This is a genomic window from Bradyrhizobium cajani (assembly GCF_009759665.1).
Classification (GTDB): Bacteria; Pseudomonadota; Alphaproteobacteria; order Rhizobiales; family Xanthobacteraceae; genus Bradyrhizobium; species Bradyrhizobium cajani.
The window spans coordinates 69138-83033 of sequence record NZ_WQNE01000023.1; the positions used below are offsets into that span (position 1 = coordinate 69138).

General features: G+C 65.4%; 12 protein-coding genes. 8 read left to right on the forward strand and 4 right to left on the reverse strand.

Annotated elements, in window-relative coordinates; genetic code table 11:
* Window positions 1–45: 45 nt before the first annotated feature.
* From GPL20_RS25050 to GPL20_RS25080, 7 genes are all read left to right on the forward strand, one after another.
* A complete protein-coding gene (locus GPL20_RS25050; protein ID WP_157332617.1) occupies window positions 46–1263 on the forward strand; it encodes an acyl-CoA dehydrogenase family protein in 1218 nt (405 codons plus the stop codon).
* Between the two features lie 40 nt (window positions 1264–1303).
* A complete protein-coding gene (locus GPL20_RS25055) occupies window positions 1304–2284 on the forward strand; it encodes an amino acid--[acyl-carrier-protein] ligase (RefSeq protein WP_157332619.1) in 981 nt (326 codons plus the stop codon).
* 41 nt (window positions 2285–2325) lie between these two features.
* Window positions 2326–3201: an acyl-CoA acyltransferase gene (locus tag GPL20_RS25060; protein ID WP_254125492.1), complete on the forward strand. Its 876-nt coding sequence runs from the start codon at window positions 2326–2328 to the stop codon at window positions 3199–3201.
* Window positions 3202–3480: 279 nt separating this feature from the next.
* On the forward strand, window positions 3481–6348 hold the full coding sequence (locus tag GPL20_RS25065; RefSeq protein WP_157332621.1) for a PAS-domain containing protein: 2868 nt from the start codon (window positions 3481–3483) through the stop codon (window positions 6346–6348).
* A 203-nt stretch (window positions 6349–6551) separates the two neighbouring features.
* A complete protein-coding gene (locus tag GPL20_RS25070; protein ID WP_157332630.1) occupies window positions 6552–7529 on the forward strand; it encodes a tripartite tricarboxylate transporter substrate binding protein in 978 nt (325 codons plus the stop codon).
* A gap of 162 nt (window positions 7530–7691) precedes the next feature.
* A complete protein-coding gene (locus GPL20_RS25075; protein WP_157332632.1) occupies window positions 7692–8177 on the forward strand; it encodes a tripartite tricarboxylate transporter TctB family protein in 486 nt (161 codons plus the stop codon).
* Between the two features lie 4 nt (window positions 8178–8181).
* The gene (locus GPL20_RS25080; RefSeq protein WP_157332634.1) at window positions 8182–9690 is read left to right on the forward strand and encodes a tripartite tricarboxylate transporter permease; all 1509 of its coding nucleotides are present in this window, start codon (window positions 8182–8184) and stop codon (window positions 9688–9690) included.
* A gap of 104 nt (window positions 9691–9794) precedes the next feature.
* On the opposite strand, the gene GPL20_RS25085 is transcribed toward GPL20_RS25080, so the two are convergent.
* Entirely contained in the window at window positions 9795–11489 is a 1695-nt protein-coding gene (locus tag GPL20_RS25085; RefSeq protein WP_157332636.1) for a GGDEF domain-containing phosphodiesterase, read from the reverse strand.
* Between the two features lie 222 nt (window positions 11490–11711).
* Here GPL20_RS25085 and GPL20_RS25090 point away from each other — a divergent pair, with 222 nt between their 5' ends.
* On the forward strand, window positions 11712–11972 hold the full coding sequence (locus GPL20_RS25090) for a hypothetical protein (protein ID WP_157332638.1): 261 nt from the start codon (window positions 11712–11714) through the stop codon (window positions 11970–11972).
* An 89-nt stretch (window positions 11973–12061) separates the two neighbouring features.
* Here GPL20_RS25090 and GPL20_RS25095 read toward each other — a convergent pair whose 3' ends face one another.
* The 3 genes from GPL20_RS25095 to mtgA form a co-directional block, all read right to left on the reverse strand.
* On the reverse strand, window positions 12062–12700 hold the full coding sequence (locus GPL20_RS25095) for a hypothetical protein (protein ID WP_167533206.1): 639 nt from the start codon (window positions 12698–12700) through the stop codon (window positions 12062–12064).
* 143 nt (window positions 12701–12843) lie between these two features.
* Window positions 12844–13026: a 50S ribosomal protein L32 gene (rpmF, locus tag GPL20_RS25100; RefSeq protein ID WP_007598106.1), complete on the reverse strand. Its 183-nt coding sequence runs from the start codon at window positions 13024–13026 to the stop codon at window positions 12844–12846.
* Between the two features lie 169 nt (window positions 13027–13195).
* The gene (mtgA, locus tag GPL20_RS25105) at window positions 13196–13870 is read right to left on the reverse strand and encodes a monofunctional biosynthetic peptidoglycan transglycosylase (protein WP_157332642.1); all 675 of its coding nucleotides are present in this window, start codon (window positions 13868–13870) and stop codon (window positions 13196–13198) included.
* Window positions 13871–13896: the final 26 nt, after the last annotated feature.

Sequence of the window (13896 nt, forward strand, 5' to 3'; positions counted from 1 at the left end):
ATCGCAGCCGGCGATCTCGAACGGCGAAACCGGAGGCGGACGAGTATGAACGTGCGTGAAGCAGTCCTCACTGTCGACGAAATGCAGACGAGCTTTCTCGAGCAGGGTCCCTCTCTGATCGAACGCGTGGCCCGGACCGCCGCCGCAGCGGCTGCCGACGCGGACGGCGTCGACCGCGACGCCCGCTTCCCGCACAAGGCTTTCGAGGTCGCACGCGAGCAGAAGCTGCTGGGCGTCATGATCCCGGTCGAATTCGGCGGCTTCGGCGCCTCCATCTACGACGTCGCCGACATCTGCTACACGCTCGGACGCGCCTGCGCCTCGACTGCGATGATCTACGCGATGCACCAGACCAAGGTCGCCTGCGTCGTCAGGCACGGCCACGGCATTCCCTGGATGGAAACCATGATGCGCCGGGTCGCGCGCGATCAGTGGCTGCTCGCCTCCTCCACCACGGAGGGCCAGAACGGCGGCAACATCCGCGCCAGCGCGGCCGCTGTCGACCACGCCGGCGACACCGTCTCGCTGGCGCGCGACGCCACCGTGATCTCCTACGGCGCCGAGGCCGACGGCCTCGTCACCATCGCCCGCCGCGCCACCGACGCCGCCGCATCGGACCAGGTGCTGCTGGCACTCGCCAAGGACGACTATTCGCTGAAGCAGACGCAGGGCTGGGAAACGCTCGGCATGCGCGGCACCTGCTCGACCGGTTTCGAGCTGAAGGTCGACTGCCCCGCCGACCGCGTCTTCCCGGAATCCTACGACAAGATCCATGCCCAGACCATGACGCCGTTTGCACATCTGTGCTGGTCCTCGGCCTGGGCAGGCATCGCTGCTGCCGCGGTCACCCGTGCGCAGGCCTTCATCCGCAAGGCGGCGCGCAGCTCCGGCGGCCAGATGCCGCCGGCCGCGGCGCACTTCACCGCCGCCAAGATGTCGCTGGCCAAGCTGCGCGCGCTGATATCAGCCAATATCGACGCTTTCGCGAGCGCCGAACATGACGAGCGTGCGCTTGGCTCGCTCGACTTCCAGTCCTCGATCACGCTTCTGAAGGTGCAGGCTTCCGAGCTCGCGGTCGAGACCGTGATGCATGCGATGCGCACAGCGGGCCTTTCCGGCTACCGCAACGACGGCGAGTTCACCATGGGCCGCCACCTGCGTGACGTACTGTCGTCGCCGATCATGATCAACAACGACCGTATCCTGGCCAACGCCGCCACCTCGACGCTGATGAGCAGCGTTGCTTCGAGCCTTCGCGATTAAATCAACAAGAACAATTTTTCAGATAGCAGGACATCGACCCATGAACATTGCCGTCCTCCCCAATTCGCCCGAGACCGCGCCGCAAATCATCGATCCGCTCGATCATCTCGCCGACAAGCTGTTCCACCCCATGGGCTCGGACGGGGTTTACGCCCGCACCGCACTCTACGAGGACGTGGTCGAGCGTCTTGCCGCGCTGATCACCCGACACCGCGAGGCCGGTACCGAGGTGATGCGCTTCCCGCCGGTGATGAGCCGTAGCCAGCTGGAGAAATCCGGCTATCTCAAGAGCTTCCCGAACCTGCTCGGCTGCGTCTGCGGCCTGCACGGCACCGAACGCGAGATCAACGCCGCGGTGAGCCGCTTCGATGCCGGCGGCGACTGGACCACCTCGCTCTCGCCCGCCGACCTCGTGCTGTCGCCCGCCGCCTGCTATCCCGTCTATCCGATCGCGGCGAGCCGCGGACAATTGCCGAAGGGCGGCCTGCGTTTCGACGTTGCTGCGGACTGCTTCCGCCGCGAACCGTCGAAACACCTCGACCGTTTGCAATCGTTCCGCATGCGCGAATATGTCTGCATCGGTAGCCCCGACGACGTCGCCGATTTCCGCGAGCGCTGGATGGTGCGCGCGCAGGCGATCGCCCGCGACCTCGGCCTCACCTTCCGCGTCGACTATGCCAGCGATCCGTTCTTCGGCCGCGTCGGCCAGATGAAGGCGGTGAGCCAGAAGCAGCAGCAGCTCAAGTTCGAGCTCCTGATTCCGCTGCGCTCCGAAGAGCAGCCGACCGCCTGCATGAGCTTCAACTATCACCGCGAGCATTTCGGCACGACCTGGGGCATCCAGGACGCCAATGGCGAGCCGGCGCACACCGGCTGTGTCGCCTTCGGCATGGACCGTTTGGCCGTCGCCATGTTCCACACCCACGGCACTGATATCGCCGCCTGGCCCGCCAAGGTGCGGGAGATCATGGGCCTGCAGCCGCAAGTCGCGGCCGATGCCCATGGCGAAGGCTGGCGCTAGCAGAACTCACGAGGCCTGCCATTTCCACGGGTAAGACGAGCGTGATCCACACCAAGGTCCGATGCCGCGAGATCACCGAGTCCGACGTCGAGAAGGTCGCGGACCTGCTGACGCGCGGCTTCGTCGGGCGTTCGCGCGAATACTGGATCCAGGGCCTGCGCCGGCAGGCCTTCCGGTCCGTGCCGGAAGGCTATCCGCGCTTCGGCTACATGCTTGACGATGACGGCACGCCGGTCGGCGTGCTGCTGCTGATCTACACTTCGCGCAAGGACGGCGAAGAGACCGCCATCCAGTGCAACCTGTCGAGCTGGTATGTCGATCCGGCCTACCGCAACTATGCCCCGCTGCTCACCAAGATCGCGCAGCGGCACAAGGACGTTACCTACCTCAACATCAGCCCGGCGCCGTGGACCTGGCCGATCATCGAGACGCAGGGTTTCCGCGCCTACTGCCATGGCATCTTCTTCTCGGTGCCGGCGCTGGCGCGGGCCCCGCGCTGGAGCAAGATCGAGGTCATCTCGCAGCACGCCAAGACCATCGAGGGGCTTTCCGACGCCGAGACCGAGCTGCTGACGCGACATGCGCGCTACAACTGCCTCAGCCTGGTCTGCCGCACCCCGCAGGGGACATTCCCTTTCATCCTGCAACCGGTGCGCATCCGCCGCGGCTTCATTGCACCGCCCGCGATGAAGCTGATCTATTGCCGCAGCGCCGCCGAATACGCCGCATGCGCAGGCCGCATCGGCCGGCTGCTGCTGCGCCTCGGCAAGATCTCGGTGGCGGTCGATTCCAATGGCCCCATTCCCGGTCTGGTCGGTATTTATACCGAGCGACGAGGCCGCAAATATTTCAAGGGCCCGCACCGGCCCCAGCTCGCCGACCTCACCGACACTGAGCTGGTGCTGTACGGGCCGTAGGCCCCACTTGTAGCCCGGATGGCGCGCAGCGAAATCCGGGATCAGTCTATCCGGATGCAGCGGCCCCGGATTGCGCTGCGCTCCATCCGGGCTACAGGAGTCTCGGCCAACTCTGGCTTGCAGGCTCTTCCGCATTCGCGTGTTGGCCCACACCTCTCTTCATCGCCGGTCACCCTCCGTAAACTACTGCGCTTAAGGGAATTTTCCGGCCTCTTCGCTACCCTCGGCGACTGAATTACGTTGCGTTAAGTCTGTTGCCCGCCGAGACCTGCCGACCCCATGACGTCGACCCTCGACAACGAGCTTGGTGCGCGCCGCGAGCAGGGCAAGCAGCCCCTGGTCGCGCTGAGCCAGCTTGCGCTCGACCACATGGAGCAGGGCGTCTGTGTCTACGATGCCGACAACCGGATCGTGCTGGTGAACCAGCGCTACCTCACGCTGTTCGACATGTCGGCCGAGATCGTGCGGGTCGGCACGAGCTATCGCAAGGTGCTTGCGCATAGTGCGAGCCGCGGCAACTTTCCGGAAAACGAGCTCGACGCGCTGTATTCAACGCGGATCGCGCAAATCGCAGCGGGCAAGCCGTTCCGCACCGAGCAACGTCTGGCGAGCGGCCTCGTCATGGCGCTCGAGCTGAAGCCGCTCCCCGGCGGCGGCTGGATGACGATCTGCGACGACGTCAGCCGCCTCGCCCGGCTCGAGGCGGAATTGCATGTGCAGACCGAACGCAGCCAGCACGCGCTCGCCAACATGTCGCACGGCCTCATCATGTATGACGCCGACAGCCGCGTCGTCGTCTGCAACGAGCGGTTCCTGCGCCTCTACAACCTCGACCCCGAAATCGTGAAGCCGGGCGCCGCGCACAGCACCGCCATCGAGCATTGGCTCTCGCGCGGCAACCTGCCGGGCATGTCGGGCGACGAATTTCACGGGAGCCGGCTCGAAGACGTACGCGCCAGGAAGGCGAAGACCCTGCTGGTGATGCGCTATGATGGTCGGATGGTGCAGGCGGTCTCCCGCTTCCTGCCCGACGGCGGCTGGGTGACGGTGCACGAAGACGTCACCGAACGGCTGCAATACGAGGAGACGCTGCGGCAGCAGAACTTCATGCTCGATGCCGCGCTGGAGAACATGGCGCACGGGCTCGCATTCTACGACAGCGACATGCGCCTGCGCGTCTGCAATACCACCTACCGCACGATCTACCGGCTGTCGCAGGAGGAAACCAGGCCCGGCACGCATCTCGCCGAGCTGATCGAGCGCTCGATGGCGAACGGGGCGTTCGCTTCGGAATACACCCCGCAGCAGATCCTGGAAGCCGCTCGCGTCCGCATCGCCAACCGCGACTGCTCGCCGATGCGCCGGAGCATGTCGAACGACACCGTGATCTCGGTGCGTTATTGCGCGCTAGCCGAGGGCGGCTTCGTCGCCACCTACGAGGACGTTACCGAGCACGAGCGTGCGGTCGAGGAACTGAGCGAGCAGTATCGGCGCTTCGACGCAGCGCTGAACAACATGAGCCAGGGCCTGTGCATGCTCGATTCGAGCCTGCGCGTCATCGTCTGCAACCGCCGCTACATCGAGATGTACGGCCTGTCGCCGGACATCGTGAAGCCCGGTGTCTCGATGCGCGAGATCATGGAGCACAGCTGCGAGCTCGGCATCCATCCGAACACGACCGGTGCCAAGCTTTATGCCGACTACGTCGAGAGGCTGCGCGAGGGCGAGCACACGCTGCACCGCCACTTGAGCGACGGCCGCATCATCAAGCTCAATCACAAGCGGATGGAGCACGGCGGCTGGGTCGTCACCTATGAGGACGTCACCGAACGCCACAAAGCCCAGGCCCGCGTCGCGCACATGGCGCGGCACGATTCGCTCACCGACCTGCCCAACCGCACGCTGTTCCGCGAGAAGATGGGCGAGGGGCTGAACCAGGTGGCGATCGCCGGCGGCGCCATGGCCGTGCTGTGCTTCGACCTCGACAATTTCAAGACCGTCAACGACCGGCTCGGTCACGCCGCCGGCGACCGGCTGCTGCGTTGGGTCGCGGCGCGGCTGAAGGAGAATGTCGGCGAGCACGACACCGTCGCGCGACTCGGCGGCGACGAGTTCGCCGTTCTCCAGCGCGGACCGCAGCCGCAGTCGGCCGAAAAGCTCGCACGCCGCCTGGTCGAGATCATCGGCCATCCGCCGCCGCTGGAAAGCCAGTCGATCCATGTCGGCGTCTCCGTCGGCATCGCGATCGCGCCCGATCACGGGCTCGATGCCGACGAGCTGATGAAATGCGCCGACCTCGCGCTGTACCAGGCCAAGGCCAAGGGACGCGGCGCCTATCAGCTGTTCGAGCCCGAGATGGAGGAGGAGGCGCGCAGCCGGCATGCGCTGGAGCACGATCTGCGCGGCGCACTGGAGGCACGGGAATTCCACCTGGTGTTCCAGCCGCAGGTGCGGCTCGATTCGTCCGAGCTCACCGGCTTCGAGGCGCTGCTGCGCTGGAAACATCCCTCGCGCGGCTTCGTCTCGCCGGCCGAATTCATTCCGATCGCAGAGGAGACCGGGCTGATCGTCCCGATCGGCGAATGGGTGCTGCGCAGCGCCTGTGCGACCGCCGTGTCCTGGCCCGACGTCACCGTCGCGGTGAACCTTTCGCCGGTGCAGTTCCGCGCGCGCGGATTGGTGGCAATGGTCACGAGCGCGCTGGCGGAAGCCGGCCTGCCGCCGCAGCGGCTCGAGCTCGAGGTCACCGAGACGGCGCTGCTCGACGACAGCGAGGCGACGATCGAGATCCTGCACCAGCTCCGCGCGCTCGGCGTGCGGGTCAGCCTCGACGATTTCGGCGTCGGCTATTCCTCGCTGAGTTATTTGCGCAAGTTTCCGTTCGACCGCATCAAGATCGACCGCTCTTTCGTCGGCACGCTCGGCGACAGCCCGGAGAGCGTCGCCATCGTCCGCACCATCGCCAGCCTCGGCTCCGTGCTCGGCGTCGAGACCACGGCGGAGGGCGTGGAGACCGAGGAGCAACTCGACTTCGTCCGCGAATGCGGCTGTACGGCCGTGCAGGGCTATTATTTCGGCAAGCCGTGCCCCGCAGCGGAGGTCGGCCATGCCATCGAGACGCTGAGCGCAGTCCGGCGCGTGGCGTAGCGGCCTCGCCCGCTCAAATTCCGTATCTCGGCACGCCTCCAAACGACCAATTGTCGCATGGATCGTTTCCGGCGGAATTGCCGTTTGGCGCTTCCCTGACGCACGCGCAATGGCGCTTTTCTTCTCTCGTGATTTCGGGAACAATCGCCGAGAACAACGAGAAACGGCGGCCCGAACGAGGCCGCTGCGAGGGAGGCGTTACGATGTCGCGATACGGGCTGAAGACGGTTGCCTTTGCCGCCATGCATGCGGTGATGGGCGCATTGCTCTCGACTGCCGCCGGTGCGCAGGACTATCCTACCAAACCCATCACGCTGATCGTCCCATGGCCCGCCGGCGGATCGACCGATATCTCGATGCGCGCCATCGCCGACAGCGCCTCGAAAGTGCTGGGGCAGCCGATCGTGATCGACAACAAGGCCGGCGGCGGCGGCACGGTGGGACCCGCGACCATGGCCGCGGCCGCGAAGCCGGACGGCTACACCATCTCGCAGATTCCGATCACCGTCTTCCGCCTGCCCCTGATGCAGGAGGTGTCGTGGGATCCGGCCAAGGATTTCACCTACATCGTCCATCTCACCGGCTACACCTTCGGCGTCACCACCAACGCGGAGTCGCAGTTCAAGAGCTGGAAGGACGTGGTGGAGTTTGCCAAGGCGAACCCGGGCAAGGTGACCTACGCAACGCCGGGCACCGGCACCTCGCTGCATATCGGCATGGAGCAGATCGCCGCGATGTCCGGCATCAAGCTGACGCAGGTGCCGTTCAAGGGCGGCGCGGAGACCAATGCCGCAGTGCTGGGACAGCACACCATGCTTCAGGCCGATTCCACAGGATGGCGGCCGCTGGTTGACGCCGGCAAGCTGCGGCTCTTGATGGTGTGGACCGGCGCACGCTCGCCGAACTATCCCGATGTGCCGACGCTGAAGGAACTCGGCTATCCCATGGTTTATGATTCCCCGTTCGGCATCGCGGGGCCGAAGGGGATGGATCCGAAAATCGTCGCCAAGCTGCACGATGCCTTCAAGAAGGCCGTCGAGGACCCGGCTGTCGTGGCAACGCTCGCCAAATACGACATGGTGCCGAACTACAAGAACACCGAGGACTACAGGAAGTTCGTCGTCGAGGTCACGGAGTCCGAGCGCAAAGTCATCGACACGCTCGGACTTGCGAAGAAGTAGACCGGCGAGGAACGACTTGAGCTACCGTAAACATCGGCGTCATCCTGAGGTGCGAGCCGCACTTGCGGTTCGCCTCGAAGGATGGACACGGGCACCGTCGCCCTTCGAGGGCCGCTGAAGAAGCGGCCGCCTCAGGGTGACGATGGTCTAGAGGCGCTTCATATGAACAATCCAACCAACGTCAAACTTCGCCTCGGCAACTCCGAACTCTGGGGCGGGCTGATTGGGCTCGCGCTCGGCGGCTTCGTGATCTGGTCGGGCCTTAAACTGAAGCTCGGCACCATCAACGATCCCGGCTCCGGCTACGTGCTGTTCTACACGGGCATCTTGATGTGCGTGTTCGCAGGCTCCATCATCATCTCGGCCATCACCGAGGGCGGGCCGACGCTGGCCTCGCGATGGGAAAACGCACGCTGGAGCAAGCCGCTTCTCGTCATCGCCTGCCTCGTCGCATTCTCTTTCGCCCTGGAGCCGCTGGGGTTTCTGTTGTCGTCGATCCCGCTGATGCTGCTGCTGTTACGGCTGATCGATCCCGTGCGCTGGACGCTGGCCATTCCGATCGCCGTGCTGGTGCCATCAGGCATGTGGTGGGTGCTCAAGCGCCTGTTGTTGATTCAACTGCCCTCCGGCCTGCTCGGGATCGGCTGATCGCATGGATACGCTCGCCAATGTCGCGCACGGGTTCGGCGTCGCGCTGACCGGGATCAACCTGCTCTACTGCTTCATCGGCGTCTTCATAGGCACGCTGGTCGGCGTGCTGCCGGGCATCGGGCCGATCTCGGCGATGTCGCTGCTGCTGCCCGTGACGCTCTCGGGCACGCCGGAATCCGGCATCATCATGATGGCCGGCATCTATTACGGCTCGATGTATGGCGGCTCGACCACCTCGATCCTGGTCAACATTCCCGGCGAAGCCGCCTCCGTCGTCACCTGCATCGACGGTCACCAGATGGCGAAGCGGGGCCGCGCCGGCCCCGCGCTCGGCATCTCCGCCTTCGGCTCCTTCATCGCCGGCACCTTTGCGCTGGTCGCGCTGATGCTGGTGGCGCCTCGGCTTGCCAGCATCGCCATCGCGTTCGGCCCGGCCGAGTATTTCAGCCTGATGGTGCTTGGCCTCGTCGTGCTCACCTTCCTCACCCAGGGCTCGATGCCGAAGGCGCTGTTGATGGCGTGCATCGGCGTCGTGCTCGGATTGATCGGGCTCGACAGCATCACGGCGCAGCCGCGTCTGACCTTCGGTCGCATGGAGCTGATCGACGGCATCGGCCTCGTGCCCGTCGTGATGGGCCTGTTCGGCGTCGCCGAGGTGCTGCTCAACACCGAGCAGGCGATCAAGCGCGACATCATCAACGCCAGGATCACGCAGCTCCTGCCCAACAAGGCCGATTGGCAGGCAAGCGCCGGTCCGGTGGCGCGCGGCACCCTGCTCGGCTTCCTGCTCGGCATTCTGCCGGGCGGCGGCGCGGTGGTCGCCTCCTTTGCGTCCTATGCGCTGGAGAAGCGGCTGTCGAAAACGCCGGAGCGTTTCGGCCATGGCGCGATCGAGGGCGTCGCAGGCCCCGAATCCGCCAACAACGCGGCGGCGGGGGGTGCCTTCATCCCGCTGATGACCCTGGGCATCCCGCCGAACGTGGTGATGGCGCTGCTGTTAGGGGCCTTCGTCATCCACGGCCTGCAACCGGGACCGCTGCTGATCACGCAAAACCCCGGCCTGTTCTGGGGCATCGTCGCCAGCATGTATATCGGCAACGTCATGCTGCTAATCCTCAATTTGCCGATGATCGGCATGTGGGTGCAGCTCCTGAAGCTGCCCTACAACATCCTGTTTCCCCTGATCATCCTGTTCACGATCCTGGGCGTCTACTGCTCGAGCAACAACGTGTTCGACGTTTATGTGATGATCGCGTTCGGGATCATCGGCTATTTCATGCGCAAGCTCGGCTATGAGCCGGCGCCGCTGGTGCTCGCCTTCGTGCTCGGACCGATGCTGGAGAACAACCTGCGCAAATCGCTGATCCTGTCGCAGGGCGATCTCTGGACCTTCGTGCAGCGTCCGATCTCGGCGGCGTGCCTTTCGTTGGCGCTGGTGCTGCTGGTCGCACCGCTGTTGCCCGCGCTGCGCAAGAAGCGCGAGCTGGTGGCGCTGGACGAGGGCGCGTGAAGGTCTTGTAGGGTGGGCAAAGCGAAGCGTGCCCACCCTTCGCGCCGCATTGTTGGAGAGATGGTGGACACGGCGCAAGTGCGCCTTTGCCCACCCCACAAACCTCAACTTGCCGCAGGCAGCGCGCTGTCCGGCGGCGCACTCCATGGCCGCTCGGCTGACGCCAGCCCGATCAGCCGGCCCTGGATGTAATCGCAGCCCCAGTCGCGCAGCATGCCGGCGGCCTCTTCGTCCTGCACCCATTCGGCGACGGTCTTGATGTCGAGGCGGCGGGCGAGGTCGATCAGGGTCTGCACGAAAGCGCGGTCGTCGGCGGAATGGGTGATGTTCTGCACGAAGGCGCCGTCGATCTTCACGATATCCACGCCGAGCTTGCGCAGATTGCGGAACGAGGTGTAGCCGGCGCCGAAATCGTCGATGGCGATACGGCTGCCGAAATGCTTGAGACGGCCGACGAAGGCGCGGACGTCGTCGATGTCCTGGATCGCGACCGTCTCGGTGATCTCGACGATCAGCCGCTCGGCAACGCCCGGGTGCGCTTGCATCAGCGATTCGATTCCCGCCCACCAGTCCGGATCCATGGTGGTATCCGGCGAGATGTTGAGGCTGAGCCTGACATCGGGCGCGGCCGCGAGCTCGGCGACCACGAGCTCGAGCACGCGATGGTCGACCAGGCGGATCAGGCCAAGCCGCTCGGCGACCGGCACGATGTCGGGCGCTAGCAGCACCTGGCCGTCGCCCTGGTCCATCCGCACCAGGCATTCGTGGAACGCGCGTTCGCGCGAGGCGGCCGACACCACCGGCTCGTAGGCGAGCCTGATGCGGCGCTCGTTCAGCGCGGTGACGATCTCGTCGGTGACGCGGATGTTGACGCGGCGCTGTGCATCGCGCGCGGCATCCGGGCGCCATGCGGCAAAAGAGCCGGCGCGACGGCGCTTGGCGGCGTCCAGCGTCTCGTGGGCGCGGTTGACCGCCTCATCGGTGTTGCGGGCATAGCGCGGCACGCTGACCGCGCCGATCGAGGCGGTGACCGAGACCGGGCCGGATTTGGTCGGCACCACCTCGTCGCGGATGCCCGCGAGGAAGCGCTCGGCAGCGACGTTCATATCGTCGACGGTACAGTTCTTCAGGATCAGGCCGAACTTGTTGCCGGAGAAGCGCCCGAGCACATCACCGCCGCGCAGGCGGGCGCGGATGCGCTTGGCGACGTCGAGGATCACGGCATCGGCAACGTCGAAGCCGAAGGCGTCGTTGACACGGGCAAGATGATCGATGCCGACCAGCATGAAGGCGGCGGTCGATCGGAAGCGGGTCGTCTCCTCGATCGCCTCGGCCAGTGCCGCGATCAGATGCAGCCGGTTGAGCTCGCCGGTCAACGGATCGAGCCGCGCCAGCTTGGTCAGCTCCTCGTCGCGGGCGCGGCGCTCGTTGTTGATGCGGACGGAGCCGATCGCGCGCGTGGGGCGCCCGTCGGGACCGGCGAACCAGCGGCCGGTCTCCTCGATCCAGACCACGGGATCGGCGGCGCTCATGCGCACGCCATACTCGACACGATAGGGCGTGCCGTCGGCGCCATGCACGGCGGAGGTCTGCGCCAGCGCGGCGGTTCGCAGCGTTTGCGCGGGCTCGATCAGCTTGGCAAATTCGGCGCCGGTTGCGAGCCGGTCGGCCGGGATGCCGGGGAAGATGGCGCCGACCTGCTCACCCCAGACGATGACGTCGCTGGTGATGTCCCAGGCGAACACGGCCTGACCGAGGGCGGCCAAGATGTCGGAGGCTTGCGGCAATGCGGGGGTCAAGAGCGCCTCGTTTCGGGACAGCGGGAGAGTCCTAAGCCGGCACAGAATAAAGCCAGATTCGTCGCCGACCCTAGGCAAACTTGATAAACAATTTGGAAACCATGTTTCGCAGGCCCAGGGAACCAAACCGGCCCGGCCGGCATAGGCCTTGCGAGTACTGACACGCACCCGGCGCCAGCGTCCCGAAACGCGACAGGCTTCGCCGGATCAACGGTGATAGCGATGTTGGGTACTGATCGATCGGACGAGGCGGCGGGCGGCACGGGCACGGCCCTGGTGCCGCTGGTGCCGACGCTTGGATGGATCCACAAGACGTCGCGGCCTCGCCCCGATCCGAGCTTCGTCACCCAGCTCATCGCCAATGCCGAGCACCTGCCCCAGGCAAGCCGGCTCCGCCGCGCCTCTTGCGAAGACGCGCAGATGGCCTATGGCAGCAAGCGACCGCTTCCGAGCGTCAGTGCGCGCACGCGGCAAGTGGCTTGAGCAGCAGCAAATGACATAAGGAGAGGCGGTCTCCCGCTTCACCTCTCCCCGCAAGAAGCGCGAGGAAGCGCGCGGCGGCAGGGTTAAGCTCAGCGCTGCGGCGCGTCAGGCGAGGGCGGCGTGCCGTTGCCCGGCTGCAGGTGCGGCGAGGGAATTTCCGGCGAAGACGTATTCTGCACAGGCTTCGGCGCGGGGTGATCCATCAGCACGGATTCGGCGACCGACTGTGCCGAGGGGGCCGGTACGGGCTGCGCCGGAGCGACCGGCTCGAACTTGGGTTCGGCGGCCGCTTCGTCGATCGGCGCCTCCGCCTGGCGCCTGGCCTTACGCGGCGCCGGCACCGTCTCGGCAACATAGGTGACACGGCGACGCGTACGCTGGGCGATGCCGGCGAAGAAATCAGCCATCGCGAGCAGCACCAGCAGGAAATAGGTCGAATTGCCGAATTTGGGCCACATCACGAATTCGGCGGCGGCCGCGCCGAACACGACCAGCGACAGCAAATGGTCCATCAGGAACTTCGAGCCGGGGCGCGCGCCCTTGACCACCTCGAGCAGCAGCAGCACCACGCCGAGCGCGAGCAAGAGATCGGCGAGCGTGACCGGCCAGGTCTCGCCCGTGATCATCGGCACCTTGAACAGCACGTCCGAGAAGGACACGCTGGGCATCAGGAAGGCGATGATGTTGTAGACCGCGAGCGGAATCAGGAGCAGCGGGAAACCGACCATCGGCAAGATGCCTTCTCGATCATGATGTCCAGACAGGACAATGCGGCGGCGAAGCATTGGCTCCGCCGCCGTCACCGTCATATCTCATGGGTTGGCCGAAATCAGGCAGGTCAAATCATCCCGCCACGAGAAAGGTCCTGCCTTCAGGACTCTTTCTTCTTCAGGACCTGACGGCCCTTGTACATGCCGGTCTTGAGGTCGAGATGGTGCGGACGACGGAGCTCGCCGGAGTCCTTGTCTTCCACGTAGGTCGGCTTCTTGATGGCGTCTGCCGAGCGGCGCATGCCACGACGCGACGGCGAGGTTTTTCTTCTCGGAACGGCCATTTCAATATCCTCTAGGGATTGGTGTCATCAGGGCATCGTCCGCGAGGGGACGGCTCAGCACCCGCAATACGAGGCGAGCTGAATGCCGATCAAGGCCGCGCTTATAGAGGAAGGCTGGCCGTAAAGCTAGGCTTTTGGGCCGGAAAATACGCCCAAAATGGGCTCGAAATCAGCGATTTTCCCGCCAACAGGTCGCAAGTGAGCTCGCCTGCCCCCGCGCCACATAGGTTGCCGCCAACCGCCTGACGCCCGGACCAGGGGTCCTGGCGCTGCGTTTGACCGGATTCGGCAGGATCGAGGCCAAAAGCGCTGCTTCGCGCGGGGTGAGGTTAGCCGCCGATTTGCCGAAGGCGTAGGCGCTGGCCGCCTCGACGCCAAATTGGCCCTGCGGGCCGAGCTCGGCGATGTTGAGGTAAATCTCCAGGATCCGCGGCTTGGGCAGGACGAGGTCGATCCACAACGCAAGCGGGAATTCCAGCGCCTTGCGGACAAAATCCCGGCCCTGCCAGAGGAACAGGTTTTTCGCCACCTGCTGGGTGATGGTGGAGGCCCCCCGGAACGGCGTACCGTCCTCCTTCGCATCGTCGATCGCCTCGCGCAGCGCGCCCCAGTCGATGCCGTGATGCTTGCAGAAATGCGCGTCCTCGGCGGCCACCACCGATCGCGGCAGGTAGGGCGACATCGCCGCCAGATCGATCCATTCCCGCTGCATCGGCGCGCCCCGGAGCGAACGCCACGCCATCAGTGTCGAAACCGGATGGCCGGCGCGGTAGAACGGCGCAATCACATAGGGCGCGAGCAGTGCGACCACGAGCACCAGGAGAAGGATTTTGACGATGCGCAAATCAACCTTTCCGGCGCAAAATGAAA

Excerpts from the sequence above, each read along its gene's own strand:
- GPL20_RS25070 (WP_157332630.1), top strand. The coding sequence starts at position 6,552 with ATGTCGCGATACGGGCTGAAGACGGTTGCCTTTGCCGCCATGCATGCG.
- GPL20_RS25090 (WP_157332638.1), top strand. The coding sequence starts at position 11,712 with ATGTTGGGTACTGATCGATCGGACGAGGCGGCGGGCGGCACGGGCACG.
- GPL20_RS25095 (WP_167533206.1), bottom strand. The coding sequence starts at position 12,700 with ATGGTCGGTTTCCCGCTGCTCCTGATTCCGCTCGCGGTCTACAACATC.
- GPL20_RS25050 (WP_157332617.1), top strand. The coding sequence starts at position 46 with ATGAACGTGCGTGAAGCAGTCCTCACTGTCGACGAAATGCAGACGAGC.
- GPL20_RS25055 (WP_157332619.1), top strand. The coding sequence starts at position 1,304 with ATGAACATTGCCGTCCTCCCCAATTCGCCCGAGACCGCGCCGCAAATC.
- GPL20_RS25075 (WP_157332632.1), top strand. The coding sequence starts at position 7,692 with ATGAACAATCCAACCAACGTCAAACTTCGCCTCGGCAACTCCGAACTC.
- rpmF (WP_007598106.1), bottom strand. The coding sequence starts at position 13,026 with ATGGCCGTTCCGAGAAGAAAAACCTCGCCGTCGCGTCGTGGCATGCGC.
- GPL20_RS25065 (WP_157332621.1), top strand. The coding sequence starts at position 3,481 with ATGACGTCGACCCTCGACAACGAGCTTGGTGCGCGCCGCGAGCAGGGC.
- GPL20_RS25080 (WP_157332634.1), top strand. The coding sequence starts at position 8,182 with ATGGATACGCTCGCCAATGTCGCGCACGGGTTCGGCGTCGCGCTGACC.